Here is a 24,915-nt window from a genome sequence, read left to right as displayed (position 1 = left end):
GGTAACATTTATCACAATCGGGTAAATTATATGAAGAAATTAAATGTTCAGAATGCTATCTGAAAGTATAATCAACGCCGGTAACCTGAGTTAACAGTGTTTCAGGAGCATCAAGAATTACCGCATTTTTTTGAGGTGTAGGCGTAACGGGAGAGTTTTGTTTTAAATATTCTTTCATTACCGAATGTAAAGTTGCATTGGTGTTTTTGGCATCCATAACGCCTTTCATTCTGCAAAGCATGTCCACAGGATCTCCATCACGTTCACAGGCCATTATGGAATACATTTTTTCAGGATCTAATGGTATATTTTTTACCGTAATACTTTCAACTCTTTTGTCCATTTCTGCGAAGGCATTAAATCGTACTTCCATACCTTTGAACTTCACGACCCAGCCGCCAAAACGTTTTGAAGCGTCTTCGGCAAAAACATTGTTTAATTCTTTTTCCAGCCAGTTTTTCAATTTCTTTCCGGTAACTTGTGCTGTTCTTACCGTGCTGTCTACAGGAAGCATATCAAAAATAAATCCATTTGTAATTGGAATATTTCCAGTCTGATCCGGAGTTGTTTTTGGCGGACAAAAGCGGAATCCATTCGATAGATTAATATCAACTTCAGGGAATTTCCAGTGTAAAGCATTCAGAATCATCGTGTCAATAGGATTTTCTACCACAAAATAGCGGTACAAAGGAATTGTGCTGTATCCTATAACCTTATTTATTTGTTCCTGATAAACGGATTCTTTTTCTTTTAATAATTTTTCGATTTTAGCATCCGGTTTTATTTTTGGAGAATCAACTTCAATTAGTTCATAGCTATCACTTATCACTTTTCCGTTTAAAACGGTCAAATCTAATTTTCCAATAAAAGAACCAAATGCTCCCGGTTCTACCACTTTTGAATATTTACAAACTATTGGTTTGCGGACTCTTTCGTGTGTGTCCCCTCCTAAAATATAATTGACACCCTCACATTGTGGCATGTTTGCTAATGCTATTTGCTGCGATAAACCAAGGTGTGCAATCATAATAACATAACTGCATTGTTCTTGATTCCTGAGGACATCCACATAATGAGCCAAGTTTTCTTCGGGATGGGTGTAAATAATTCCTTTGCTGTAATCTGGACTTTGTCTCAAGGGAACCAATGGATCCGTGTAGCCTAAAAATCCAATTTTTGCTCCGGCAATATGCCAAATAGTATAGGGTTGAAAAATAAGTTCGCCTCGTTTTCCTTCGCCTAAATCATGGTACATATTGGTACATATTTTTGGAGCGTCCAGCGAACCCAACAGGGTTTGCATTCTCTTTTTTCCGTAAATTACTTCCCAGTTTCCAGGAAGATATAGGTCGTAATTCAGTGCATTTAAAATAGGAATAAACGCTTCACCAGTAGTTTCAACGCTTAATTCGCTACCTTGAAACATATCGCCAGTATCAATGGTATATGTAAGCGGGTTTTTATTTTTTAACTTTTTAAGCATTGTTGCTATATAAGCATAACCTCCAGTTTTTCTGAAAACGGCTTTCCCATTTTCCCAAAATAACTCATCATGAGGATGAATCTGACAATGCACATCGGTAGTTTGAAGAATAGAAATCGTTTGTGGTTTAGTACTGTCGATTTTTTTATCCAGGTTTATTTCTTCCGTCTGATTTGTATTTGCAATTGCAGAAATAGGCGAAATAATAGCAGCTCCGATGCCTAATGTTCCCAATGATTTTATAAAATTTCTTCGTTTATTGGTCATTTTTTTCATGTGAGTTCTAAAAGTTGATTTGTTTGTAAATTTTTAAAAAAAGCAAGAACTCATTTAGTGCTTTTCTGAAATTATTATTATTATTGTTCAAACGTATAAATATTTTTTATTCGTACAAAAATTACCAAATAAGTAGGATAACCATGGATAACCACAACTATATCAATTTTGTCAGGAGAAATATTTTCTGCTTTTAATAAATTAAGAGAACGTGTTATTTTCCATAAACCCGCATTTACTCCATCCTTTTCCTTTATTTTAAATTAAACTTCATTTAATTTAATTCCACCTAGAGTTGGATGTGTAAGAAAGCGGTTATTTAGTAATAGTTACCTCTCCCATTCTTTTAGGAAAAGACAGTTCTTTTAATTCTCTAAGATTTTGTAATACAAACTCGGTAAGAATAGTATCAGTAATATTGATATTTACACCTTTTCCAAATTCCTCATAATTGTGGATTCCACTTAACATCCCTGTGTGAGTAGCAATTTTATATGTTTTTCCCAGATCTAATTTCTCATTTTTAATCTTTATATCATTTACCCTTTGCCCAACAGGTTTTTTTAGGTTTAGATTGTATTGTATACCAGAAGATTGGATTAGCCCACCTACGGCTTTCAATTTATCTGTAGGTTTTAAATTAGTTGCGGTTTGCTCCAACGTTACTTTTATCTGTTTACCTGTCATTTCTAAAGTAACAATTTTGGCTGGATGCGGCAATAAATTAAAGATATCTTCAGAAGTGATATTTCCTTTTAATGATATTCCATATCCAACTCCTGGTAAAAATCCAGCATCTACATTAAATTTATCAATCATCAAGGTAGTAACCATTTTATCAAAAGGACTTTCAGATTTATATTGTCTTCCAATAATAGTATCTGTTTTAGTGATTTTTTCCTCTAATTTTGATAAATACGGCTTTCTAAGATCTTTTACCATCTCCTGAATTTGAACATCCGGAGTCATTTTATCATGCCATAGATAATGAAAATTTGTATTAAGGCTTATTATTTTATTATTACTTATTTGCATTTCCGTTTCTCCTAATATTGCGCCATCAGAGAGCGCCTGAACTATATAGGTGTTGTTTATTTTCATGGGTGGTGAAATAGCATCATGACTATGAGCACCCACAATAAGATCTACCCCTTCTAGTTCTTCGGCAATTATTTGATCTACTGCCATTCCTTCATGGGATAGCAAAATAATGATATCTGCCTTTTTAGAAATAATTGGAAGATATTTTTTAACAGCTTCAATACCTGTTCCAAATTCCAAGCCTTCAACGTTTTTAGGATTTCCTGTAAGAGGGGTGTTTCTATAGCTTAAAGCAAGAATAGCAATGTTAATCCCTTGCTTATTTATAATTACGTAAGGCTCACCATAAATAGGAGTTCCTGTTTTTTTATCAATAATATTTGCTGCTCGGATTGGAAAATTAGCAAGCAACTGCAATTCATTTGTTCTTTCAAGACCGTAGTCAAAATCGTGATTTCCTAGAGCCATAAGATCATAATTAACTTCATTCATCAATTTAATCATAGCTTCCCCTCTTGTTAGATTACCTAATTGATCATCACTAAAAGTATCTCCACCATCTAATAACATCACATTCTCATCACCTTTATTTTTTCTGACAGATTTTATAGCACTAGCCATATATGCGAATCCCCCAATCACCCCTTTACGCTCAAATTCCATAAAATTGTCTATAGAATCTCCTGTTTGGGCTGTGGCATTCCCTAAATTAGTTTCAAACGGCATATAAGACCCATGCATATCATTAGTATGTAGGATAGAAATTGAATGAACTTTTGGTGCATTTGGCTTACCTATAGTTGCTGACTTTTTCGTTGAACTACAGCTTACAATTAAAATTGAAGTGAATACTAGAACTGGACTAATAAATTTGGTATATGTCATTTTTAAGTTAGGTATTTAAATTAACTTCCTTATAGAAGTTTAATTGTAACATTTGTTACAATGCTTTATCAAACAGATTTTAATTTTTTCAACACCGTTGCCGTGTACGCATAACCGCCCGTTTTTCTAAAAACTGCTTTTCCATTTTCCCAAAATAACTCATCATGCGGATGAATCTGACAATGCACGGGGTGGTTTGAAGAATAGAAATTGTTTGCGGTTTACTTCGGTCAAGTACGGCATCCAGTTTCATTTCTTCTATTTGATTTATATTTACAAAGCAGACAAAGGCGAAATAATCGTCGCGCCCAAACTCAGTGTTCCCACTGATTTTAGAAAATTTCTTCGGTTGTTATTTGATTCCATATTATTCACTGAAAATAATTATTATTTTTAATTATATTTTGTACGTAATACCCAGCATTAGCATACTTGTATCCATTTTGTAAGAAACTTTACTATTAGGAACTGTCCCTAATGGATTAGTTTGCCCAGCTAACATTGGGTTGTATATAGGTCCTTCACTACTGCCGTCACTTGTAGCATTATGGTATACCGTATTAAAGGTTAATTTTTCAGAAAATTCATATCCAAAACCAAACTGATAAGCATTCTGAATTACTGCAGGTGCAGAGGCTGAGAAAAATGCTAATTCCGGTTTAATAGGATTGGTATTATAGGTATAACCTACTCTGAGAGGTAATTTTTTGATTCCTTTGTATTGTGCTCCTAAAGATAATACTTGCATGTCTTTCCAACCAAAACCTTTAACAGCACCTGTTGCAGACCAGCCATAATCTTCAAAACCTTCTGTTCTTGAGTATTCTACTTGTCTGAAATCAAATGCTAAATCTAATTTACTGTTTGAATATCCAACTCCTAATGAATAAATTGCAGGAAAATACATTTTAAAAGAGTTTTCCGAACGGGAATTGTCTAAATAGGTGTTTTCAAATTCAAAATTAGAGAATTGTTGTTCAGTTTTGTAACTGGCTCCCAATTTAAAACCTTCTTCATTTTGGTAAAAAATACCGATTTGTCCTCCAAAACCTGTTGCTATAGCATTATTGGTAGTCGGATAACCAGCCATTGTCGGATTAGCGGTAGGGTTTGGTTTTAATTCTAATGTAGCAATATTGAAGTTTGGACTTACACCAATAGAAACCGATTTAGATAGTTTATAAGCGTAACTTAAACCAGTTTGAAGCATCATATAATTGGAAGTTAAATTTCCAAAACCACCCATAGATTGAGGCATATTTATTGGGTTTGTCGTGCTTTCAGGAAAATCAACACCAAAACCACTTACTCCAAATGCGAATGCACCAAAGGTATGTTTACTATCTTTTTTTCCATAAACAAAACCCAAAGAAGGCATAATTGAATTGCTTTTTACATCAGTAGAGGTACCGCTCATTGGTCCATTAGGCGTAGGAACAGTCGATGAAATTTGCGGATTTGCCACAAACAAACCTACATTTAAAGAGATTGTGCTTCCTTCAAATGCGGATATTGCCGCGGGATTCCATTTTAAAGCACCACTGATATCAATAGGTTGCGCCGTTGAAGCGCCGCCCATCGACATATTCGCGGCTCCAACTCCCTGCATTAAATGTCCTGATTGTGCAAAAAGGGTAGTAAAAAAGAAAATCGATGTAATAGTGAGTACGTTTTTCATAGGTTGTTATGGTTTATTTGTGGTGGTTAATAGGTTTTTTATTTTTAATTATGATATTTATTCAAACGGGTTATAAACATATTTTTCTGTCCATTTTATTATGCAGAACACTCGAAATAATGCTTTTTTTAGTAGTTTTTATATTTAATTTTGGTTCTTATTCTTTAAAACGATTAGTTGCTAAAAATTCAAATTAACAACATATTGTGCTGATTTGTACTGTTTTAATGACCAATTGAATTCATCATTTATGAGAGAATTTTTATTTTAATGTTTACGAAATCGATTTCGTGATTTTGACACAACTTCTCCATCTATTTTAAAAATGATATTGGATACAAAAAGAACATCGAACTATTTATAATTTATTGAAAATATAAAAATGTTGCGTAGTGATGTTCTGTAAACTAGAATATCAATTTGAATCAAAATATAAACTTTGATTTTGATTACGCTGATATAAATTAAACTGCTTAGCTACAATGATTTTATAGATGTCTCACAGGAATTATTTAAAATCCTCCTTTGATATAACTCCAGCCTTGTTCCTGTTTTTCGACAATTTCGGCAATACCGGCGGCCACATATTCTACTTCCGGGATGAACTGCTCTTTGGTTATTTTTCTAGTTGTCATTGTGTTTTCACATACTAAAAAACGAACCCCTTTGGCATGTAGCGCTTTAATTGCTGCGATATGTTTTGATTTTGAGGGCATTAAAAACTCTAATCCCATGTTGTAAACCACCACTTCGTATTTTGCTTTAGGCCAATGCGCGGTTAAATTATATAGCTGGTTTGCAAACGCTTTCTGTTGAATGGTATCATTGGCATTGGTGAACTGAAATACTATTTTGTGTTTGCTCTGTCTTTTTTGAGCAAATGTACCAATGGATATCAAGCCAAATAACAGAACAAATAAAATCGTTAGATTTTTCATTATTGATTTTTAAAAATTACTTTTTTTCCTTTTTCTTTTTTTCTTCTTTTATTGGTTTGAACTGCCCAAATTTATGCTGTGTTTCAGTAAATTTATCTGAATAGGGTCCAAAAGGATGATCGACTGGTTTTTTGGAAATATCAGGCCAGTCCTTACTTAAATCTTTCGATGGTCTTGGTTGGTTTTCAACATAAGCAGCGATATCCCATGACTCCTCATCGGATAATTGAGGGCTTTCATACGTTGCACCCAATGGCATATTGTATTTTATATAGCCTGCAAAACGACTGATTCTAAACAATCCTGCACCACTATTATATGAATTGTTGCCCCAAAGTGGCGGATACGTGTATTCTATTTTATCTGCTGCCAAAATTCCCTCACCATTTACCTGATGACAGCTTGCACACTTAACATCATATAATTCTTTTCCTTTTACAGGATCAGCAGCTCTGTCTAAATATTCTAAATCATAGATTCCAGAGGCATTTGCTTCTTTTCCTTTAGGGAGATTACTGCCAATGTATTCAATATAGGCAATCATGGCTTTCATTTCCTTGTCATCTTCGTTAAGAGGCAGACCGTTTAAGCTTCTTTCCAGACAGTCGTTGACTCTTTTGTAAAGATTTTCCACTTGCCCGCTTCGCGCTCTCATTTTTGGATACATCGATTTTACGGAACCGTAGTTATTTCCCCAAGGTTTTGTACCGGCATCCAGATGGCAATTGTTGCAATTCATACCATTAGTGATTTGTTTCACACTACCATTAGGCCCCAAATATTTAGCCGTATGCGCAATTAGATCTTTTCCGTATTCAACTTCTTGCTTTAAAGTTGCATCTTTAATCAAATTGATATCGGCAGGTTTCCAGAATTTTGCCATTTCATTTTGCAAAATCACCTTTTTCTCTGCATCGACATAAAGGGAATCCATTTCCGTATCACTTTCTTTAAACCAAGCGCTGACTGATGTATTAAAAAACAAAACAATGAAAACAACCATTATCATGAAGATAATGGTTGTAAACAGATAAATCAGTTTTTTGACCAGCGATTTAAATAGGACTATATTTTGTTTTTCTGGAATCATATTTTTTTAATGAGGTAGTTTATCTCTAAAATATCCATAGACCCAAGTTCCCACTATTGCAAAAAATAAGGTGACAATCATAACTGTAGCACCTGTTCCAATTTGTGCAAATAATGGACCAGGACAAGCTCCTGTTACTGCCCAACCCAATCCAAAGATGAGTCCGCCATAAACCTGACCTTTGTTGAAGGTTTTATCATGGAATTCAATTTTTTCGCCATAAATGGTTTTAATATTGAATTTTTTAATCAGGAAAACGGATATCATCCCCACCACAACGGCACTTCCTATAATTCCATACATGTGAAAAGATTGGAAACGAAACATTTCCTGAATGCGATACCAGCTGATCACTTCAGCTTTGATAAATACGATACCAAACAAAATACCGATGACTAAGTATTTTAAATTGTGGTACCATTTGTGTTCTAATTGACTTTCATTGACACAAGAAGTATCTAAGGAACGCGTTTCGAAATCTGTATTTTGATCTTTTATGTTCATAATTCGTAGTTTAAAATGAAAGGATAAATGGTAGAATAATATTTGCCATAATCAATCCGCCAATGAAGAAGCAACAGGTTGCAATCAGTGAAGGCATTTGTAAATTAGCCAAACCGGAAATAGAATGGCCACTAGTGCAACCTCCCGCATAACGAGAACCAAAACCGATAAAAAAGCCACCAACAACGATCATGAAAAAGCCTCTACTGGTAAATAAACTTTCCCACGAGAATAATTGTTCCGGAAGCATTCCATAAATTTCTGTCACTCCGTAGCCTGCCAATTCCGTTTTTAGATTTCCATCAATGATGATTGGATTTGGATTCGATAAAAAACTAAATGCGATCACACCGCCAAATAAAATCCCGAAAACGAAAAACATATTCCAGATTTCTTTTTTCCAATCGTAATTGAAAAACTTAATGTTTGCCGGTAAGCACATCGCGCAAGTGTGACGTAATGACGCGCTAATACCAAATGATTTGTTTCCAATGATTAACAAAGCCGGAACTGTAAGTCCAACTAATGGACCGGCAATGTACCATGGCCAAGGTTCTCTGATTAATTCTAAAATTTCCATATTTAATTTTTTATAACCGCAAAGGTTAGATTTATAAATGAGTAGTTATGTTACTTTTGTCACACAAGAATAAAAAAGTGACAAATGACATTGTTTTTATTTTTTTAATAACTCGTCTAACTTTTCTCTGAACGAATCACTATTCCAATCGGCAGCACCAATTTTAGCTACAATTACATTTCCTGATTGATCAATAAGATACGTCGCCGGTATTGTAGATGATTCCATTTCTATTGGAGGATTTGTAAGTGATTGATATACAGGAAGCGTTAAGTTTTCTTTGATTAAAAATGCATTTGCCTTTTCAAAGGAATCGGTCGTAACAAATAAAAAGACAATTTTATCCTGATAATCAACATATAATTTTTGAATGCTTGGCATTTCGGCAATACATGGCGGACACCATGTGGCCCAGAAATTAATGAATATTATTTTTCCTTTGTATGCTTCCAGTGACACAGTCTTTCTGGTGGCGTCTTTTAATTGCCATTGATAAGTGGAAAGTATTTTTTGATCTGTTACAGCAATTGTTTTGGGCGAAAAGGCAATTAAGCGGTTGAGTTGTACTTTTACAAAAGTGCCTAACGGACTAAACAGAAGAAGTGCTATCAATACGATAAAAACAATATTTTGGATAGTAGATTTTTTTGATTTTTTTGGTTCCATTTTTTAAATGATTAATTTCTAAAAAGATCTTATGTTTGATTCTATTTTAGAGGTTATTATTTTATAGATTGTCTTTTGGCATTCGGATTTCAATTATCATCGACGACACAATGGTGATCACGCCTATCAAAACAATAGCATAATTGATTCCAAATAAATCAGCGGTAATTCCTGAAATGATGGCACCTATCGCATATCCTAAATCCCTCCAAAGTCTGAATGTACCAATGCTTTCCGCTCTTTGATGCGGAGTTGTCGCCTGTGCGATGGCAGATAAAAAAGTAGGATAAACCAAAGCCGTTCCCAATCCTAAAAATGCTGAAATGGCAGCCAATTGATAGAATTGTTCCGCAAAAGGAATAAAAAGTATCGCTATTCCCTGTAGTAACATTCCCCAAAACAGCATCTTTTTTTTCGAATAAACATCTGACATTTTTCCGGTTATCAATTGTCCAAAACCCCAAACAGTAGGATAAATGGCTGTTATAATTCCAATATTCTGAGAATCATAATTCAAAGAAAGCAACACAATTGGCAAAAGTCCCCAAATCATACCATCATTCAGGTTATTGACTAATCCTGCTTGCGTTACGGCGCTTAACGTTTTGTTTTTGAAAGTGGTTTCGAGAAAAATATTGTCTAATTTTTCAGTTGTATTGGTCGTATTTTCTTGGTGAACAAATACTCGGGTATCTTTCACAAAAAACAAAGTCAATAGAAAACCAAGTATAGAAATTCCGATTCCCAAGTAAAAAGGGTAGGGCGTAATTCCATATTTTTGAGCGATATAACCTGACAGAAATGCAACTAACCCAACGGCAAAATAACCGGCGAATTCATTGAGTCCCATCGCCAGGCCACGGTCTTTTTCTCCAACCAAATCAATTTTCATCACTACCGTACTGCTCCAAGTGAGTCCTTGACTGATTCCCAACAGAATATTGGCAAAAATGACCCAATTCCAAGATTCCGCATAGATCAAAATAAAAGGAATGGGAATGGCGAGAATCCAACCAATTAAAAGCAAATTTTTTCTCCCGAAGCGATTCGCCAGCCTGCCCGTAAAATAGTTGGTAATGGCTTTTGTAATTCCAAAAGCAATTATGAACGACAGAATAGCCGTTTTAGAAGCAATACCAAATTCACTCTCGGCAAACTTTGGAATAATAGTTCGTTCCATTCCTATCATTCCGCCAACAAAAGCATTGACTATAACTAAAATAGTAAATTGTTTCCAATTTTCTTTAAGCCCAAGTTTGGTTGTATTTGTTGTCAATTGCTATTTTTTATTGATTTTAAATCTCAGTTTTTCAGAGGGAATAGAAGTTAGGAACAAAAAGGGAATACTTTTACAATTTGTAATATTCTAATTGGTAGTCGCCTATGTGTTTTTTATTTTCGGATATGGATTTTTTATGTTTAAAATAGTTGAGAGTTCCATAAATAAAAATGACAAACGAAGCGACAAAAAGTGCGATTTCAATAAGTAAACTATTTTCAATTTTCAACAGATTTCTCAAACTTAAACCTGCAATCAAAAAATACATTGACGTTCTCAAAAAGGCAAGAAATGTGGATTGATTAGCTAATGTAGTTCGTTGCAATGCTAGTTTTTCTCTTAAAATTAAATCTTTGTTTGCTGGTTTTTTCTCTTCCATAGTATTTAGTTTTCGTATTGATTTTAAAGGTAATTACAACATTCTTTGATGGATACAAAAGAAAAAATTAATACATTTTCTTTCAAAGACTTTCAAATTTACCTATTTTAATATCAATTTAAAATTTTAATTTTTTTTAGGTGATTTCACCAACATATTAAAAAGCAGGCCTCCCATTAACCCACCGTATAAGGTGCTGTTTAGAGGTTTGGATGTGATGGCACAAGTTCCGGAATCGCAACCGATATTAAGATAATATAAATAGCCTGTAACTGCTCCTAGAATTACGCCAATAACTGTTATGATAATTGCTTTTTTCATTATAAATTATTCTTCTTGCTGTTTTTTATTTTCTGATTTTGGAATAGCGCAACCATTTGAACCGCAACAACCAGTATTGAAAAGCGCCATTCCTGTAAATAGAATTCCGGGAATCAGGAACAAATAAGTTTTAGTGTAAACAGCTTGAATCATCACAAAAATCCCTAAAACCAAACGGATTACTCTGATGTAGTTCCAATTGGTGTAAATATTTTGTATCATATCTTGATTTTTAAATAATTGTGCAGTTTAAAACAAAAAAACGCTTTTGTTTTAAACTGCACAGTATTATAAATTTATTGAAGTTTATTTACTTATCGCTTCGTTTACGTCTTGCCAAGTGCCGCCATTGGTAACGTTTTTGAAACCATTTTGTTCCAAAATCATTTTGGCCTGACCGCTGCGATTACCACTTCGGCAGAAAACAATAATATTTTCTTTTCCTTTGAATTTTTCCATTTGGCTTGTCACCTGATCCAACGGAATATTGGTTGATCCTTTTACATGGCCTTCTGAGAATTCTGCCGGTGTGCGAACATCTACGAGGAACGCACCTTCTTTTATTAACTTTTCCATTTGTGTTGTGTCTTTTTTAGAAAACATATTTTTGAAAATTCCGAACATAATTGAGATTTTTTAATATTCAACAGAATTGTTTTGGCTAATCCATTCATTCATTCCAGGAGAATAGTTAAGCACATTTTTATAGCCGTTTCGTGCTAATAATGAATAAGCAATTGCCGCTCTGTCGCCACCTTGACAATGGATTACTACTTTTTTATCTTTACTTATTTTGTCCAGATTATTTACTAAAGTACCTACAAATACATTATCAGCACCTTTGATATGACCTGCGTTGTATTCCGCAACACCTCTAAGGTCAACCACTTGTACGTCTTTTTCTTGTTGTAAGGCTTTAAATTCTTCCAATGAAATTTGATTTACAGTCTCTAAAGAATTGCCATTTTCTTCCCATATTTTAGTAGAAGGAATGTACCCTTGAATGTTGTCTAATCCTATTCTCATTAGTTTTCTGGTCAAATCGTCTAATTGTGATTCATCGGCAAGCAAGACAAAAGGTTCTTCATAAGTCAGAAACCATCCAGCCCAAGTGGCAAAAGAATTATTTCCTTGAATGTTGATGCTTCCCGGAACAAAACCTTTAGAAAATTCTGTTTTATCTCTGGCATCAATCATTTTAGTTCCTTTTGCTAAAGCTGCTGATAATTCATTGTAATCCAATTTTTTCAATTTAGGAACAGCAGTAAGAAGCGGACGATCTACTTTATTTAGTTTTTTCATCATGGCAAAATACTTAGGCGGTTCCGGTTGGTCTTCCAATAGATATTTCACAAATCCAGCTTCATCGTTTTTATGCTGAAAAGCCCAGTTTCTCATTTTTTCATATCCTACAGTGGTGCTTGGAACTGCTCCCAAAGCTTTTCCACAAGCAGAACCTGCTCCGTGGCCTGGCCATACTTGAATATATTCAGGTAATGCATCGAATTTATTAATCGATTGGTACATTTGTTTGGCACCAATGTCCTGCGTTCCTATCATACCTGCTGCTTTTTCAAGCAAATCAGGTCTTCCTACATCGCCAACAAATACAAAGTCACCGGTGAATAACATTACTGGTTCATCGCTGGCAGGCGTATCGGTTAACAGAAAACTGATGCTTTCCGGAGTATGTCCGGGCGTGTGAACTACTTCAATTTTTAAGTTTCCTACTTTTAAAATGTCACCATCTTTTAGGTCAACGTGGGGGAATTCATATTTCCAATCGGGTCCGCCTTCCGCTGAAAGGTACATTTCTGCTCCCGTCAATGCGGCTAATTCTCTGGATCCAGCAAGGAAATCAGCATGAATGTGTGTTTCTAAAATATGAGTAATTTTCATATTGTTCTGTTTGGCAATTTCAAGGTAGGTGTCAACATCCCTTTTTGGATCGATAACTGCGGCTACTCCTGCTTTTTGACAGCCAATAAAATAACTTGCCTGAGCAAGACTCTTGTCGTAAATGTGTTGGAAATACATATCGTTTATTTTTTTAAGTTTTTAATTTATTTGACAAAATTAAGGCATGATTTTATTAAAATTGGTGACTAATGTTACATAGCGGTTTACAACTGAATTATTTTGCCTGTATGCACGTCATAGCGCATGGAAATAATTTTAGCTTTATGTTCTTTTATAATTGAATTTTCTTGAATAAGCCTGTGTGAGTGTTCAATATTAGCATTGATGCAACCTAATACATTGTTTTGTTTTGGCGTCTGTTTTTCAGCTTCCTGTTCCTCTTTTTCCTCTGCAATAGTTTCTACAATGTCATCAATGTGATTCAGATGCTTTTTGTAATCATTATTTTTATCACTAATGTACGCTTTAATAGCGCCACATTCTGTATGTCCCAAAACAACGATTAAATTAACATCCAGATGCTCAACAGCATATTCAATGCTCCCCATATCAACATCAGAAATCAGGTTTCCAGCATTTCTGATTACGAATAAATCGCCTATTCCTTGGTCAAACAGAATTTCAGGTGAAACTCTGCTGTCTGAGCAAGTGACCACAACGGCGAAAGGATGTTGTGCATTTTGATTATTCAGAACTGATTTTTTATTTTGATGGGGATGAATCGTTTTTTCTTCTATAAAGCGCTGATTCCCGGAAACTAATTTTTCTAACGGGGTCTGGTTTTTATTTTCTTCTAATTTTTTTTCAGTCTGTTTTTCACATCCGGTTGTCGCGAGCAGCATCAAGAAGGAGGCTAAGATTATTTTTTTCATTGTACTAAATCTATAAATTTTTTTCAAAAGTACTGACAGTACTGCTGTTGCATGGTGACTATTATCACTTTGGCACAAAAAAAGAGAGAACCTTTTCAGATTCTCTCTCTTTGTATGGAACAAAACTTGTTTTATAATAATGTTGTCGGACATACATAATCCGTTTTTGGGAGACTGGTTTCTTTGATTTCTGTAAAACCGCCAATGACATCTACAAAATTATCCCAACCCCGCATTTTTAGAATCGATGCCGCTAACATACTGCGATAACCTCCGGCGCAATGCAGGATAAATGGTTTTTCTTTTGGAAATTCAGCCAAATGATTGTTGATTTCGTTTAACGGAACATTTACCGCTCCAACAAGATGCTCGGATAAATATTCGCTTTTCTTTCTGACATCAAAAACGGGAATTTCCTCATTCTTTAGTTTTTCTTCCAGTTCAGTTGCAGTAATTCGGGTGAGTGTATCGACTTCTTTACCCGCTTTTTTCCAAGATTCAAAACCATCTTTTAGGTATCCAATCGTACTGTCGTAGCCTATTCGAGAAAGACGAACCATACTTTCTTCTTCTTTTCCGGTCTCAGTAACTAATAGTATTTCTTGTTTTATATCGGGAATCATTTCTCCCACCCACATAGCAAAATTACCATCTAAGCCAATGTTTACGCTATTTGGGATAAATCCATCTGCAAATTCGGATGCCAAGCGCGTATCCAAAATTAGGGCGCGAGTTTCATTGGAAATCAATTCAAATTCTTCTACATTTAAAGGTGTGTTGGCTTTTTTAAGTACAACATCTAAACTTTCATAACCGTTGATGTTCATCAAGACATTGGCAGGGAAATATCCTGGAGGAGCTGTTAAACCTGTTAGTACCGCAGTAACAAACTCATCTTCGGTCATCTTTGGGTTCAGGGCGTAGTTGGTTTTCTTTTGGTTGCCCAACGTATCGGTAGTTTCTTTACTCATCATTTTCCCACAAGCAGAACCTGCTCCGTGGTTGGGATATACAATTAAATCATCAGACAAAGGCATGATTTTGTTGCGCAAGGATTGGTACAGATGTCTGGCCAGTTTGTCTTGGGTTAAATCAGCCACAACGTGTTGCGCCAAATCAGGTCGTCCTACATCGCCAATAAACAAGGTGTCGCCAGTTATAAGTCCGTGTTCTTTACCGTTCTCGTCAATCAACAGAAAAGTTGTACTTTCCATGGTGTGTCCCGGTGTATGAAGTACTTTTACTTTGTAGTTTCCAATTTCAAAAATTTGTCCGTCTTCGGCAGTAATAATTTCATAAGCAGGTTTTGCTGTTGGACCGTAAACAATTTTCGCATTTGTTTTATTGGCTAAGTCCAAATGTCCCGAAACAAAATCCGCGTGGAAATGAGTCAGAAATACATACTTAATTTTAGCGTTGTCTTTAAATGCTCTATCGATGTAAGGCTGTACTTCGCGTAATGGATCAAAAATGGCAGCTTCGCCGTTACTTTCTAAATAATAAGCTGCGTGAGCAATACATCCGGTATAAATTTGTTCGATTTTCATAATCATGTGTTTTGAATTAGTACTACGTTTATATAAATTATATTGACGCAAATTTATAGGACACTTTCAGAGTGCAAAGTGATAATTATCATGATAAAATAACTATTTTATCAGTAAATATAGTATGTGACAAAAGTCACAGAGACAATTTAAAGCTCATTATTTTCTTTGAAACACAAAAAAAAACCATCACAAGGATGGTCTTTATTCGAAATTCAGAAAAAATTTTATAGCGACTTTTTCGCTAAATACCAGTCCACCATTTCTAAATCGCTTTTCTTTCTTTCGGCTAACGCTTCCACTGTTTTTGGAGCCGGAATTAGTACTTTATCTCCCGGTTGCCAGTCCAGAGGCATGGCTACTTTATGTTCATCGGAGGTTTGTAAAGTTAACAAAGTGCGTTTAATCTCTGCCATATTCCTACCTACATTAAGAGGATAATACATGATTAAACGAACTTTTCCCTCTGGATCAATTATGAAAACGGCTCGAACGGCGGCGGTTTCACTTTCTCCAGGTTGTAGCATCCCGTACAATTATGCCACCTCCATGCTAATATCTGCCACTATAGGAAATTCAAATAAAACGTCTGTTTTTTCGTGAACTGCATTTACCCAGGCAATGTGTGAGTGTATACTATCGATACTCAAACCCATCAGTTTAGTATTGTGTGCTGCGAAAAAGTCTTTTTCTTTTGCAAAACCGCTCAGTTCTGTTGTGCAAACAGGTGTAAAATCAGCAGGATGTGAAAAAAATATTACCCAGCTTCCTCTATTGTAATCTGAAAATTTTAATTTCCCCGTAGTTGTAACGACTTCAAAATCCGGGGCCATGTCGCCAATTCTAGGCATTGAATATACTTTTTCTTCCATGATATTATTTATTTGATATTAATTTATTGATTCAAATTTAGTTTAGCTTTCGAAATTGCTGTATGATATTTATCACTGTGTATAAATAAATTTTAAAATCTATGTTTTGAGAGTTATAAACTGTTGTATAATCTCATTGTTGTCCGATAAAAACTTTTTAAAATTGATAAAACTTAATAGATATAGTCCCTACGGGACATTTTTTAGAGACGTGCCTATTTAATTTGCTGCCAATATTTTGCTCCTGACGGAGCTTACCTCGCTGCAGTTATATATTTGGTGGCACGACAGTTCGAAATATGAAATTCGTCCCGTAATGACTATACCTTTTTTTAATCTGACAATATTGATATAATTAAACCCGCTGGGTGTAATTATTCAAAACGTTTGTTCAAGTGTTTTTTGTGGAGCAAAGCATAACAAAAAATGTATCGAGAACCTTTTGTAATGAAATTTTTCTTGTTCTTATGATTTTCTATCGAAAATCACTCGAACTGAAAAAAAATTATTTTCAAATACTAATTGGACCCAATGGGTTAATTGATGTGACAACCGATTAAAAAATTATTATTTCATACCCAAAAAATGCGTTTAGAAAGATCGTTTTATGTCTTACATCCATTTGGATAGAAAATCAATCAGTTCTTCTCTTAAATGTTTAAATATCTTTTCAAAAATTTCAATGCTCTCGCGATGTTTTTTATGGTCTGTACATTTTTCGTCTGCAATAGAAACAGTATTTTTTCGCACCGCTGCTTCAAGATACGATTCGTGACTTCTGATATCATGATTTAAGAGGTCAATCTGTTCTTTTTGAATTACCAGCTGATTGTGGAAATGATCGCATTGGGAACGCAGCTCTTTTGAAGTATTCTTTTCGGCCACTTCATTTATCCGTTTCGCCATTGTAGAAATTTCATCTTTATAAAACAGAAGTTTGTTTAACCACGTTTTGTGTTATTTGTGCAACTGATATAGTGTTTTTTTAGTTTCCATTTTTCTTACTATTTAGATTAATTTAATTGCAGTTATTAATTATTTTAAAATGTTTGCTATGAGTCACTCAAAAAATGGTAATTTTTAACAAAACTAAAACGCATGAAATTTGGGCAATTCGAGATGAAAAATAATTGCTTTAAAACCAATTTAATGGATTAAGCCAATATTATTTTTTAGACTACTAATTTAGGAATATTCTTGATACAATAAAAAATATAATTAGTTTATTTTCAATTGGTTATAAAAAATAATAAAGTGTATTTATATTTAACGGGAATCTGGTTTTTGAGCGTTACTTCAATTGTTTTTGAGATAAATAGCGATGGTTTGATCCTGTTAAATTTGCATTGCTGTGTCTGCTGTGGCACTACTATTTTTTTTTAAATTTCCTTTTTTTACAAAATAATTCCATCGGCCATTTCAATAATTCTATCGCTGGCTTTTGCAAAATCATTGTCGTGGGTCACTGCAAGGACCGTTTGGTTGAATTCAGTTGTCAGATGTTTGAACAAATCAAAAACTATTGCTGCATTTTTACTGTCTAAATTACCCGTTGGTTCGTCGCCCATAATGATTTTCGGATCGTTTATTAAGGCTCTGGCAATGGCAACGCGCTGTTGCTGTCCACCCGAAAGTTTGGAAGCGGGTTTTAATGCTTGGTCTTTCAAATCTAATTTTTCCAAAATGGAATACGCTCTCGATTCAATTTCTTCTTTGGCATATTTACCTAATTTGAGCGCCGGTATCATCACGTTTTTCAAACTTGAAAATTCAGGTAATAAATAATGGAACTGGAAGACAAAACCAATTTTTTCATTGCGAATGGCAGCTAACTGTTCTTTTGTTTTTAGGGTTAAATTTTCACCGTCCAAAATAATATTTCCTTCATAATCCGTATCCATTGTTGAAAGAAGGTATAACAAAGTCGATTTTCCAGAACCTGATTTTCCTACCATAGTTACAAATTCCCCTTTATGAATGTCAAAAGAGATATTATTCAAAACCTTAAATTTTTCGGGTTCGTAAAAATATTTACTAACTTCTTTTGCCTGTAATAATAGTTCTGATTGTATCATTTTCTAAAAATTGTTATAGGATCTAATTTTGCTGCTTTTCTGGCCGGAATATAACCCGCCAATGTGGTTACAATTAATCCGAATCCTATTCCTAATCCAAAGAATTTTGGAAAAAATCGAATTGGAAAAAAACCTATATCGCCGCCAACCCACATATTGCCCATTACTTTCACTAAAAGTATCGCTAACACCAAACCAAATGCAATCCCGATTAATCCAATAACAATGGCTTCTTTTACAAAAATTCGGATGACATCTTTGCCTGAAAATCCAATGGCTTTCAGAATTGCAATATCATTTAGTTTCTCCATGATAGTCATATTCAAAATATTGTAAATGCCAAAAGCTGCTACCAGCATTATCGAAAACGAAATGGCCATGGCCATCATTTTTCTGATTTTATTTGCGGCCGCTGCCGAAGTGTTGGCAGTTTCCCAATCTTCAACTTCATATCCACTTAACTGTTTAAATTTTGGAATTAGCTTTTTAGCCGTTTCATAATCATTGATATTCACATAAATATCGGTTATGAAACTTGCGCCCTGTTTGTTGAGTTGTTGTGCTGCCGAAATGTTGGTATACGATAGTGTTTTGTCGGTATTTGTAACTCCGGTTTTTAATAACGCGACCACTTTCATCACTTTAGAAACGCCATAAGCTGTGGTAACCGAAATATTATCAGCCAACCGAACATTCAGTTTTTCAGCAATTCCAACCCCTAAAATGATTCCGTTTTGATTGGCTTTTAAGTCGGAATATTTACCTTCAACAATGTATTGTTCCAATTGAAACATCGTGTTTTGCTCCTCGATATTCACTCCGGATGTTCTTCCCGTTACTTGTGCTTCTCCATTATTGTAAAACACATTTACAGAAACGTTTGGCGTTACGCCAATTACCTCAGGTTGCTTTTTCAGCGCTTCAATGATTAAATTCGGATTGATTAATTTCTTGCTTTCTTTCGTGATTTTAGGATTGGTAAGCAAAGCTAAATCGGTTTTGCTGGTTTTAATTAAGGGCTGGCTGATGTGTTCTTCTTTATAAATTCGTAAATGTGGTGTCGATTTAAATAAACTTTCAACAGAATATACTTCAAAACCATACATCAGCGAATTCATAAAAATAAAAATGGCAATCCCAACCGTAACTCCTAATGCAGCGACCATCGTCTGTTTCTTTTTGGAAATCAAATGGATAAAAGCAATTTCAGAATTGATATTGTGTTTGTAATTTTTCATCAGTACAATTCTTTTAATACGATTTGATTTTCTTTTAAACCCGCTAGTATTTCAACATAATCAGAGGAAACAATCCCTGTTTTTACTGTTATTGGTTTTCTGTCTTCATCCAAAACTTTGTTGCCATAACCCAAAAAACTTCTTGGAATGACTAAAGCATTTTGCTTTTTATTCACAAAAATGTTTGCTTCTAATTGGGTTCCGGAAATGGCAAAATCCATAGGTTCTGTAAAAATGGCTTTTATGATAAAAGATTGCGACTGCTCATCAAAAGTGGGTAGTATTTCTGAAATAACACCTTTGTAGGTTTTGTCGCTGTTTACGTTCAGTTTTACGACGATTTGCTGATTCAATTTGATCTTTCCCATATTGCTTTCATCGACATTCAAATTGGCGTAAATTTTCTGGTTGTTGGCTATCACCGCAATAATATCGCCTTTGCGGACATAATCTCCCACTTGTTTTTTCTGTTTGTAAATTTTACCGTTTACCAAAGCCTTTACTTCATTAAAATTCTGAAGAACCAGACTGTTTTCCAATTGCTGGTTTTGAACAATCACTTGCTGATTGGCTTGAACCAAAAGATTTTGGTATTGTTGTTCCAATGCCGAGACAGTAGCTCTCGAATTGCTCACGGCAATCAATATATTTTCGTATTCAACCTTAGCAATGCTGTTGCTTTCAACCAATTTTTTATACCGACCGGCCAACAATTCATCTTGTTGCAGTTTTAAATTTGCTGCGTTTAAATTTGCTTTTGATTGTTGTAAAAGTGGTGCATTGGAACTGGTATTTGCTTTTGCGATTTGCAATAATTTGGATCCACTTTTAGTATTGATAGTACTTTGCTGATTGTCGATTACGGCCAAAATTTTTCCAGCAGCGACTTCATCGCCTTCATTAAAATTGATTTTGGTGATGTATCCCTCCGTTTGTGCCATCAAATTGTATTCGTCATCAGCTTTTAAAGTTCCCGATGCAAAGACCATTTCGGTGATGTTTTTGCGTTCTACTTTGCTTTCTTCCGTTTTTTTACCACAGGAAAAAAACAGTGCGAGTGATGCTAAAATTAGTGTGCTTTCTACTATTGTTTTCATTATTGAATGATGTTGTTGAGGTTTATTTTAGTGGTCAAATAGGAAATATTGGTGGCTATCACTTTTAAGTTAAGTTCGGCATTTAATTTATCATTAAAAGAAATCATTAAATTATCAAGCGAAATCAAATCTTGATGGTATATTTCTAAATTTTTAGTGTAGGTGTCAATTTTAAGTGCAGCAATTTTTTGGTTAATCACATAACTGTCAACTGCTTTCTGATACTCTAATTTCAACTGTTGGTTTTGATTGTTTTCCTGAAGCAAATTGTGTTTTGCATTTTCTTGAGCAATGGCAGCACTTGTTTTCAAATTCCTTTTTTGCAGATATTTAGAAGCGTCCGGCAGTGCATAATTCAATCGAAGTCCGACATAAGAGGCTTGAAACGTATTTGAATTTGGATTAAAAAAGCCAGCATTACTATTATCTTGATACATCCAGCTTCCTATTAATGAAAGCGTTGGGAAAAAAGAGGAATTGAAACTTTTCAACTCTTGATTGGAAACCTCTTGAAGCAACTTGCTCTGTTGACTCAATAAAGTATTGGTAACATCCAAAACAGTATTTTCCGTTGCATTTTCTTGTGTTTCACTTATTTCTAAAACAGTTGTAATTGGAATATCGCAGACTGTTTTCAAAATGTTATTCTGTTGGAGTAGGACAGTAACGAGTTGTGTTTCTTTATCCTCAATTTGCAACACATTTGCAGTAGCTTGATTCCAATCTTGTTGCCTGGCCAGACCTTCTTTTTGTTTGGTGGAAACAATGTCTTCAATCTTTTTAGTATTCGAATAATTGGCATGCAGTACTTCAATTTGTTTTTGAATGGAAACGATGTTGTAATAGGTATTTGCTATGGTCTCAAAAAGATTTTTCTTGACTAATAAAGTCGTTGTGACGGAATAGTTTTCATTGATTTTTGACGCTTTTATTTTCTGCCAAGCGGGAATATTTATCAGATCAATTTGCGGTGTAATAGCAATGGTACTGACGTATTGTTGTCCAAATTGTGTTTCTTTGAAAGTACCAGGAACACCGCCAAAGATTTGTGCCGGCAAATAATTTGTTGGAAGCTGTAAATTATCCGTTGCAGAAGCTGTAGCATTTCCTCGGGGATTAAACGCATTTATTTTTGAAATTAAAGTTTGGTACTTTGACAATGCCACTTGTTCGTTAGAAATTTTAAGCACTGCCGCATTTTTTTCGACGTAAAGTAAAACGGCATCAATGCTGTTAAAGGATAGTGTTTCCTGAGCTTGCAACTCAAAACTGAGCAGTATCAGCAATAAAATTTGGAATGTAGTTTTCATTTTAAATGGATTAATGTTAACATAGCTTGTATCATTTTATTTCCTTCGATTTCAATGTCAAACTTAAAATCAGCTATGCGCCATTTGTACATTTGGAGTCGGAAAGCTCCCATTACGATATGCGTTAAATCATCTGCAGAAATGGCATTGGTGAAAACACCTGATTGCTGACCTTCAATTAGTAGTGGTTTTAAATATTTGATTTTTACACTCATTATTTTGTAAATCATTTCGTTGATGCGCTGACTTTCTTCCATTAAACCATCTGAAAAAACTGCTACAACAAAGTGTGGATTTTGTTTAAAAAACCAATACTGATTCTGAAATAATTGTATAAATTGCTCTTTTTGATTTTCATTTTTGGAATGCGAAGCGGTTAATCTTTCATCCATATTAGTGGCCAGAAAATCAAGTAATGCAAGGATGATTTCCTCTTTGCTTTCAAAATGTCTGTAAATTGCACTTTCAGAAAATTGCATGGCTGCGGCCAATTTTTTTATGGTTAAACGACTAACACCGGATTCCGTTAGAATCCTTCCAGTTGCTTTGATAATCTTCAGTTGTTTGTCTGACATTTTCATTTTAAAGTGATTTAAAAACAGGTAAGTGAACGTTCACTCCGTAAATTTGCGAATACTAATTCCTTTAAAAAGTGATCAATGTCACATTAGTGAAATTAAAAAAATCCCTTTCAGTTTTATGTGAAAGGGATAACAAATTAAAAAGCTGGGTATTAATTATTAGGCAGTTCCTTTTAGGATTTTATTCCAGTACAGCCAAGGCAAAATCTTAGTTTTAAGAATCCACATGGCCCAATTTGGTTTTGCCTGATTTATTGGAAAAGTCATTTTTGGAGTATTTGTATAATCAAATTCAGCCAGTATTAACTTTCCGTATTGTGTCGGAATAGGGCAGGCGCTATAGCCGTCATATTGCGCTGTAACGGTCTTTTTATCCATATTGGCCAAAAGGTTTTCAACTACAACCGGGGCTTGTTTTCGTATTGCTGCACCTGTTTTACTGCAAGGCGCATTAGTACAATTACCCAAAGCAAAAACATTAGAAAAACAGGTGTGTTGCAGTGTATTTTTGTCAACCTCTAAATATCCCTGAGGATTTTGCGCTTCTCTCAAGGGACTATTTTTGATAAAATCGGGTGCTGACTGCGGAGGAACTGCGTGACACAAATCAAAGTTCAAAGTTACTTTTGTAAGTTCTTCGCCGCTACTATTTTCTGCAATGCCGTAACAGCCTGCATTTTCAGAAGACAGTTTTTGATTTAGATTTTCATCAATTTCTTTGGTTTTGAATTCAACCGTTTTGTTTATACCATCTACTGCTGTAACATCAGCGCCATAATGAACATCATATTTGTCTAAAATCCCTTTTTTGAGCCAATAATCGCATGCTAAATACCTGATTTTGTGTGGTGCTTTGCCGCATTTAATTGGCGTTGACGGGTTTGTGAAAACCGCTGTGCCACCTTTGAAATTTTCAATCATCTCCCATGTGTAGCGCGTACTGTACAGAGTAATTGCTGCTGACGTTATTTTTCCCTAATGTTTCCTTACGTCCTTCTATTTTATTCCAGTCCAATTGAATTCCCGGGCAGACCACCACGTAATCATAAGTAAATTCATCACCCGCAAGGCATTTTACTTTGTTTTCACCGGGCATAAATTCGGACACCGCTTCTTTGATCCAAGTACTGTTTTTTGGAATAACATCTTTTTCATTTCGAATGGTCCTATTGACGTCAAAAATTCCGGCACCAACAAGTGTCCATGCGGGTTGATAATAATGTTTTTCAGAAGGATCAATGATTCCAATCTTTAAATTACTTTTTTTACGAAGTAACTGTGAGGCTAGGGAAAGGCCTGTATTTCCCCCACCTATGACTAGTATTTATAATGCTTTGGCATTTTTTTGATTTTTAGGATAATAAAAACAACCAATAATACGGTTTATTCTATTCTTATCCAGTGACTTATGTCACATGAGGATTTATTTTAGAAAAAGTTCTTTGGTTATGATATACATTCCCATCACTAAAACAAACCAACCAAAGGCCGGTTTCAATTTATTACCATCAATTTTTTTAGACAGCGCTGTGCCTATGAAAATCCCAACAATTGCAAATGCTGAAATTGTAAATAAGAACTGCCAATCGATAACATTTTCTCCACCTTCTCCAAAAAAGCCGATTAACGATTTGGCGGCAATGATTACTAACGAAGTCCCTACAGCTTCTTTCATAGGTAATTTACTTAAAATAACCAGAGCAGGAATGATTAGAAATCCACCTCCGGCTCCCACAAGTCCGGTGATAACTCCCACAAGTGCCCCTTCTATAAGTATAAGTGGGTAATTGAATTTTTGTTCGTGTGGTTCCTCAGAAGCCGTTTTTTTATCTTTTTTAATCATGCTGTAAGAAGCAATAATCATTATTACAGCGAAAAGCAGCATTAAGAAAAGGTCTTTAGTCAGGATAAAATTTCCCATCGAAAATATCTCCTTAGGAATTGCCGGCACTATTAAAGCCCTTGTTGTAAAAACGGCAATGATGGATGGAATACCAAAAACAATGGCAGTTTTGATGTTTACCAGCCCTTTTTTGAAATAGCCAACAGTTCCTACCGCACTGGTTAAACCAACAATAAATAATGAATAAGCTGTCGCAATCACTGGTTCAATTGCAAATAGATAAACCAGAACAGGTACTGTAAGGATGCTTCCTCCACCGCCAATTAGTCCTAATGCAACGCCAATAAGTATTGACGCAAAATAACCGATATATTCCATAATTGTAAATTTTATGATGCAAAGATTAGCTGTTTAAATTTTGTGTACAGTAACATTTATCA

Annotated in this window: 25 protein-coding genes and 1 pseudogene; all 26 read right to left on the bottom strand. The window is 34.8% G+C overall.

Features of this window, described 5'->3' with window-relative positions; genetic code table 11:
- Positions 1 to 55 precede the first annotated feature (55 nt).
- Positions 56 to 1,750: a bifunctional metallophosphatase/5'-nucleotidase gene (locus tag BUA03_RS13620; RefSeq protein ID WP_066076731.1), complete on the bottom strand. Its 1,695-nt coding sequence runs from the start codon at positions 1,748 to 1,750 to the stop codon at positions 56 to 58.
- A 324-nt stretch (positions 1,751 to 2,074) separates the two neighbouring features.
- Positions 2,075 to 3,685, bottom strand: coding sequence for a bifunctional metallophosphatase/5'-nucleotidase (locus BUA03_RS13615; RefSeq protein ID WP_066076645.1), 1,611 nt, complete (start codon positions 3,683 to 3,685; stop codon positions 2,075 to 2,077).
- Between the two features lie 397 nt (positions 3,686 to 4,082).
- Positions 4,083 to 5,363 (bottom strand): OmpP1/FadL family transporter, encoded by a 1,281-nt coding sequence (locus tag BUA03_RS13610; RefSeq protein ID WP_066076643.1) that lies wholly within the window; start codon positions 5,361 to 5,363, stop codon positions 4,083 to 4,085.
- A 512-nt stretch (positions 5,364 to 5,875) separates the two neighbouring features.
- Positions 5,876 to 6,301 carry a DsrE family protein gene (locus BUA03_RS13600; protein WP_066076637.1) on the bottom strand — a complete coding sequence of 142 codons (426 nt, stop codon included), beginning with the start codon at positions 6,299 to 6,301 and terminating at the stop codon, positions 5,876 to 5,878.
- Positions 6,302 to 6,317: 16 nt separating this feature from the next.
- On the bottom strand, positions 6,318 to 7,391 hold the full coding sequence (locus BUA03_RS13595) for a c-type cytochrome (RefSeq protein WP_066076633.1): 1,074 nt from the start codon (positions 7,389 to 7,391) through the stop codon (positions 6,318 to 6,320).
- A 6-nt stretch (positions 7,392 to 7,397) separates the two neighbouring features.
- Complete coding sequence (locus BUA03_RS13590) at positions 7,398 to 7,895, bottom strand: DUF6691 family protein (protein WP_066076630.1); 498 nt, start codon at positions 7,893 to 7,895, stop codon at positions 7,398 to 7,400.
- A gap of 10 nt (positions 7,896 to 7,905) precedes the next feature.
- Positions 7,906 to 8,475 carry a YeeE/YedE family protein gene (locus BUA03_RS13585; protein WP_394333634.1) on the bottom strand — a complete coding sequence of 190 codons (570 nt, stop codon included), beginning with the start codon at positions 8,473 to 8,475 and terminating at the stop codon, positions 7,906 to 7,908.
- A gap of 96 nt (positions 8,476 to 8,571) precedes the next feature.
- Positions 8,572 to 9,141: a TlpA family protein disulfide reductase gene (locus BUA03_RS13580; protein WP_066076626.1), complete on the bottom strand. Its 570-nt coding sequence runs from the start codon at positions 9,139 to 9,141 to the stop codon at positions 8,572 to 8,574.
- 61 nt (positions 9,142 to 9,202) lie between these two features.
- Complete coding sequence (locus BUA03_RS13575) at positions 9,203 to 10,417, bottom strand: MFS transporter (RefSeq protein WP_066076623.1); 1,215 nt, start codon at positions 10,415 to 10,417, stop codon at positions 9,203 to 9,205.
- A gap of 73 nt (positions 10,418 to 10,490) precedes the next feature.
- Entirely contained in the window at positions 10,491 to 10,799 is a 309-nt protein-coding gene (locus BUA03_RS13570; protein WP_066076620.1) for a DUF202 domain-containing protein, read from the bottom strand.
- A gap of 126 nt (positions 10,800 to 10,925) precedes the next feature.
- Positions 10,926 to 11,120 carry a DUF6132 family protein gene (locus BUA03_RS13565; RefSeq protein WP_066076617.1) on the bottom strand — a complete coding sequence of 65 codons (195 nt, stop codon included), beginning with the start codon at positions 11,118 to 11,120 and terminating at the stop codon, positions 10,926 to 10,928.
- A 6-nt stretch (positions 11,121 to 11,126) separates the two neighbouring features.
- Entirely contained in the window at positions 11,127 to 11,342 is a 216-nt protein-coding gene (locus tag BUA03_RS13560; RefSeq protein ID WP_066076614.1) for a hypothetical protein, read from the bottom strand.
- 84 nt (positions 11,343 to 11,426) lie between these two features.
- Complete coding sequence (locus BUA03_RS13555) at positions 11,427 to 11,744, bottom strand: rhodanese-like domain-containing protein (RefSeq protein ID WP_066076612.1); 318 nt, start codon at positions 11,742 to 11,744, stop codon at positions 11,427 to 11,429.
- 12 nt (positions 11,745 to 11,756) lie between these two features.
- A complete protein-coding gene (locus BUA03_RS13550) occupies positions 11,757 to 13,157 on the bottom strand; it encodes an MBL fold metallo-hydrolase (RefSeq protein WP_066076609.1) in 1,401 nt (466 codons plus the stop codon).
- 86 nt (positions 13,158 to 13,243) lie between these two features.
- A complete protein-coding gene (locus BUA03_RS13545; protein WP_066076606.1) occupies positions 13,244 to 13,912 on the bottom strand; it encodes a carbonic anhydrase in 669 nt (222 codons plus the stop codon).
- A 131-nt stretch (positions 13,913 to 14,043) separates the two neighbouring features.
- Positions 14,044 to 15,459, bottom strand: coding sequence for an MBL fold metallo-hydrolase (locus BUA03_RS13540; RefSeq protein WP_066076603.1), 1,416 nt, complete (start codon positions 15,457 to 15,459; stop codon positions 14,044 to 14,046).
- Positions 15,460 to 15,686: 227 nt separating this feature from the next.
- Positions 15,687 to 16,331 (bottom strand): annotated as a pseudogene (locus tag BUA03_RS13535) (peroxiredoxin).
- Positions 16,332 to 16,943: 612 nt separating this feature from the next.
- Positions 16,944 to 17,237, bottom strand: a complete 294-nt coding sequence (locus tag BUA03_RS13530) for a hypothetical protein (RefSeq protein WP_066076600.1) — start codon at positions 17,235 to 17,237, stop codon at positions 16,944 to 16,946.
- Positions 17,238 to 17,725: 488 nt separating this feature from the next.
- The gene (locus tag BUA03_RS13525; RefSeq protein ID WP_066076597.1) at positions 17,726 to 18,406 is read right to left on the bottom strand and encodes an ABC transporter ATP-binding protein; all 681 of its coding nucleotides are present in this window, start codon (positions 18,404 to 18,406) and stop codon (positions 17,726 to 17,728) included.
- Positions 18,403 to 19,644: an ABC transporter permease gene (locus tag BUA03_RS13520; protein ID WP_066076594.1), complete on the bottom strand. Its 1,242-nt coding sequence runs from the start codon at positions 19,642 to 19,644 to the stop codon at positions 18,403 to 18,405. Before BUA03_RS13520 ends, BUA03_RS13525 begins: the two co-directional genes overlap by 4 nt.
- On the bottom strand, positions 19,644 to 20,741 hold the full coding sequence (locus BUA03_RS13515; protein ID WP_066076591.1) for an efflux RND transporter periplasmic adaptor subunit: 1,098 nt from the start codon (positions 20,739 to 20,741) through the stop codon (positions 19,644 to 19,646). Before BUA03_RS13515 ends, BUA03_RS13520 begins: the two co-directional genes overlap by 1 nt.
- The gene (locus BUA03_RS13510; RefSeq protein ID WP_066076588.1) at positions 20,741 to 22,051 is read right to left on the bottom strand and encodes a TolC family protein; all 1,311 of its coding nucleotides are present in this window, start codon (positions 22,049 to 22,051) and stop codon (positions 20,741 to 20,743) included. Before BUA03_RS13510 ends, BUA03_RS13515 begins: the two co-directional genes overlap by 1 nt.
- The gene (locus tag BUA03_RS13505) at positions 22,048 to 22,632 is read right to left on the bottom strand and encodes a TetR/AcrR family transcriptional regulator (RefSeq protein ID WP_066076586.1); all 585 of its coding nucleotides are present in this window, start codon (positions 22,630 to 22,632) and stop codon (positions 22,048 to 22,050) included. The genes BUA03_RS13510 and BUA03_RS13505 overlap by 4 nt, the downstream gene beginning before the upstream one ends.
- Positions 22,633 to 22,791: 159 nt before the next feature.
- Positions 22,792 to 23,553 carry an NAD(P)/FAD-dependent oxidoreductase gene (locus BUA03_RS13500; protein ID WP_245792665.1) on the bottom strand — a complete coding sequence of 254 codons (762 nt, stop codon included), beginning with the start codon at positions 23,551 to 23,553 and terminating at the stop codon, positions 22,792 to 22,794.
- Complete coding sequence (locus BUA03_RS17000; RefSeq protein WP_245792668.1) at positions 23,546 to 23,947, bottom strand: NAD(P)/FAD-dependent oxidoreductase; 402 nt, start codon at positions 23,945 to 23,947, stop codon at positions 23,546 to 23,548. Before BUA03_RS17000 ends, BUA03_RS13500 begins: the two co-directional genes overlap by 8 nt.
- Before the next feature lie 108 nt (positions 23,948 to 24,055).
- A complete protein-coding gene (locus tag BUA03_RS13495) occupies positions 24,056 to 24,853 on the bottom strand; it encodes a sulfite exporter TauE/SafE family protein (protein WP_066076584.1) in 798 nt (265 codons plus the stop codon).
- Positions 24,854 to 24,915: the final 62 nt, after the last annotated feature.

Origin of the sequence: Flavobacterium fryxellicola (genome assembly GCF_900143245.1) — a bacterium.
In the GTDB taxonomy this organism is placed as follows: domain Bacteria; phylum Bacteroidota; class Bacteroidia; order Flavobacteriales; family Flavobacteriaceae; genus Flavobacterium; species Flavobacterium fryxellicola.
Note: the sequence above shows the minus strand (reverse complement) of the source record. Positions and strands in the feature narration are given on the sequence as shown.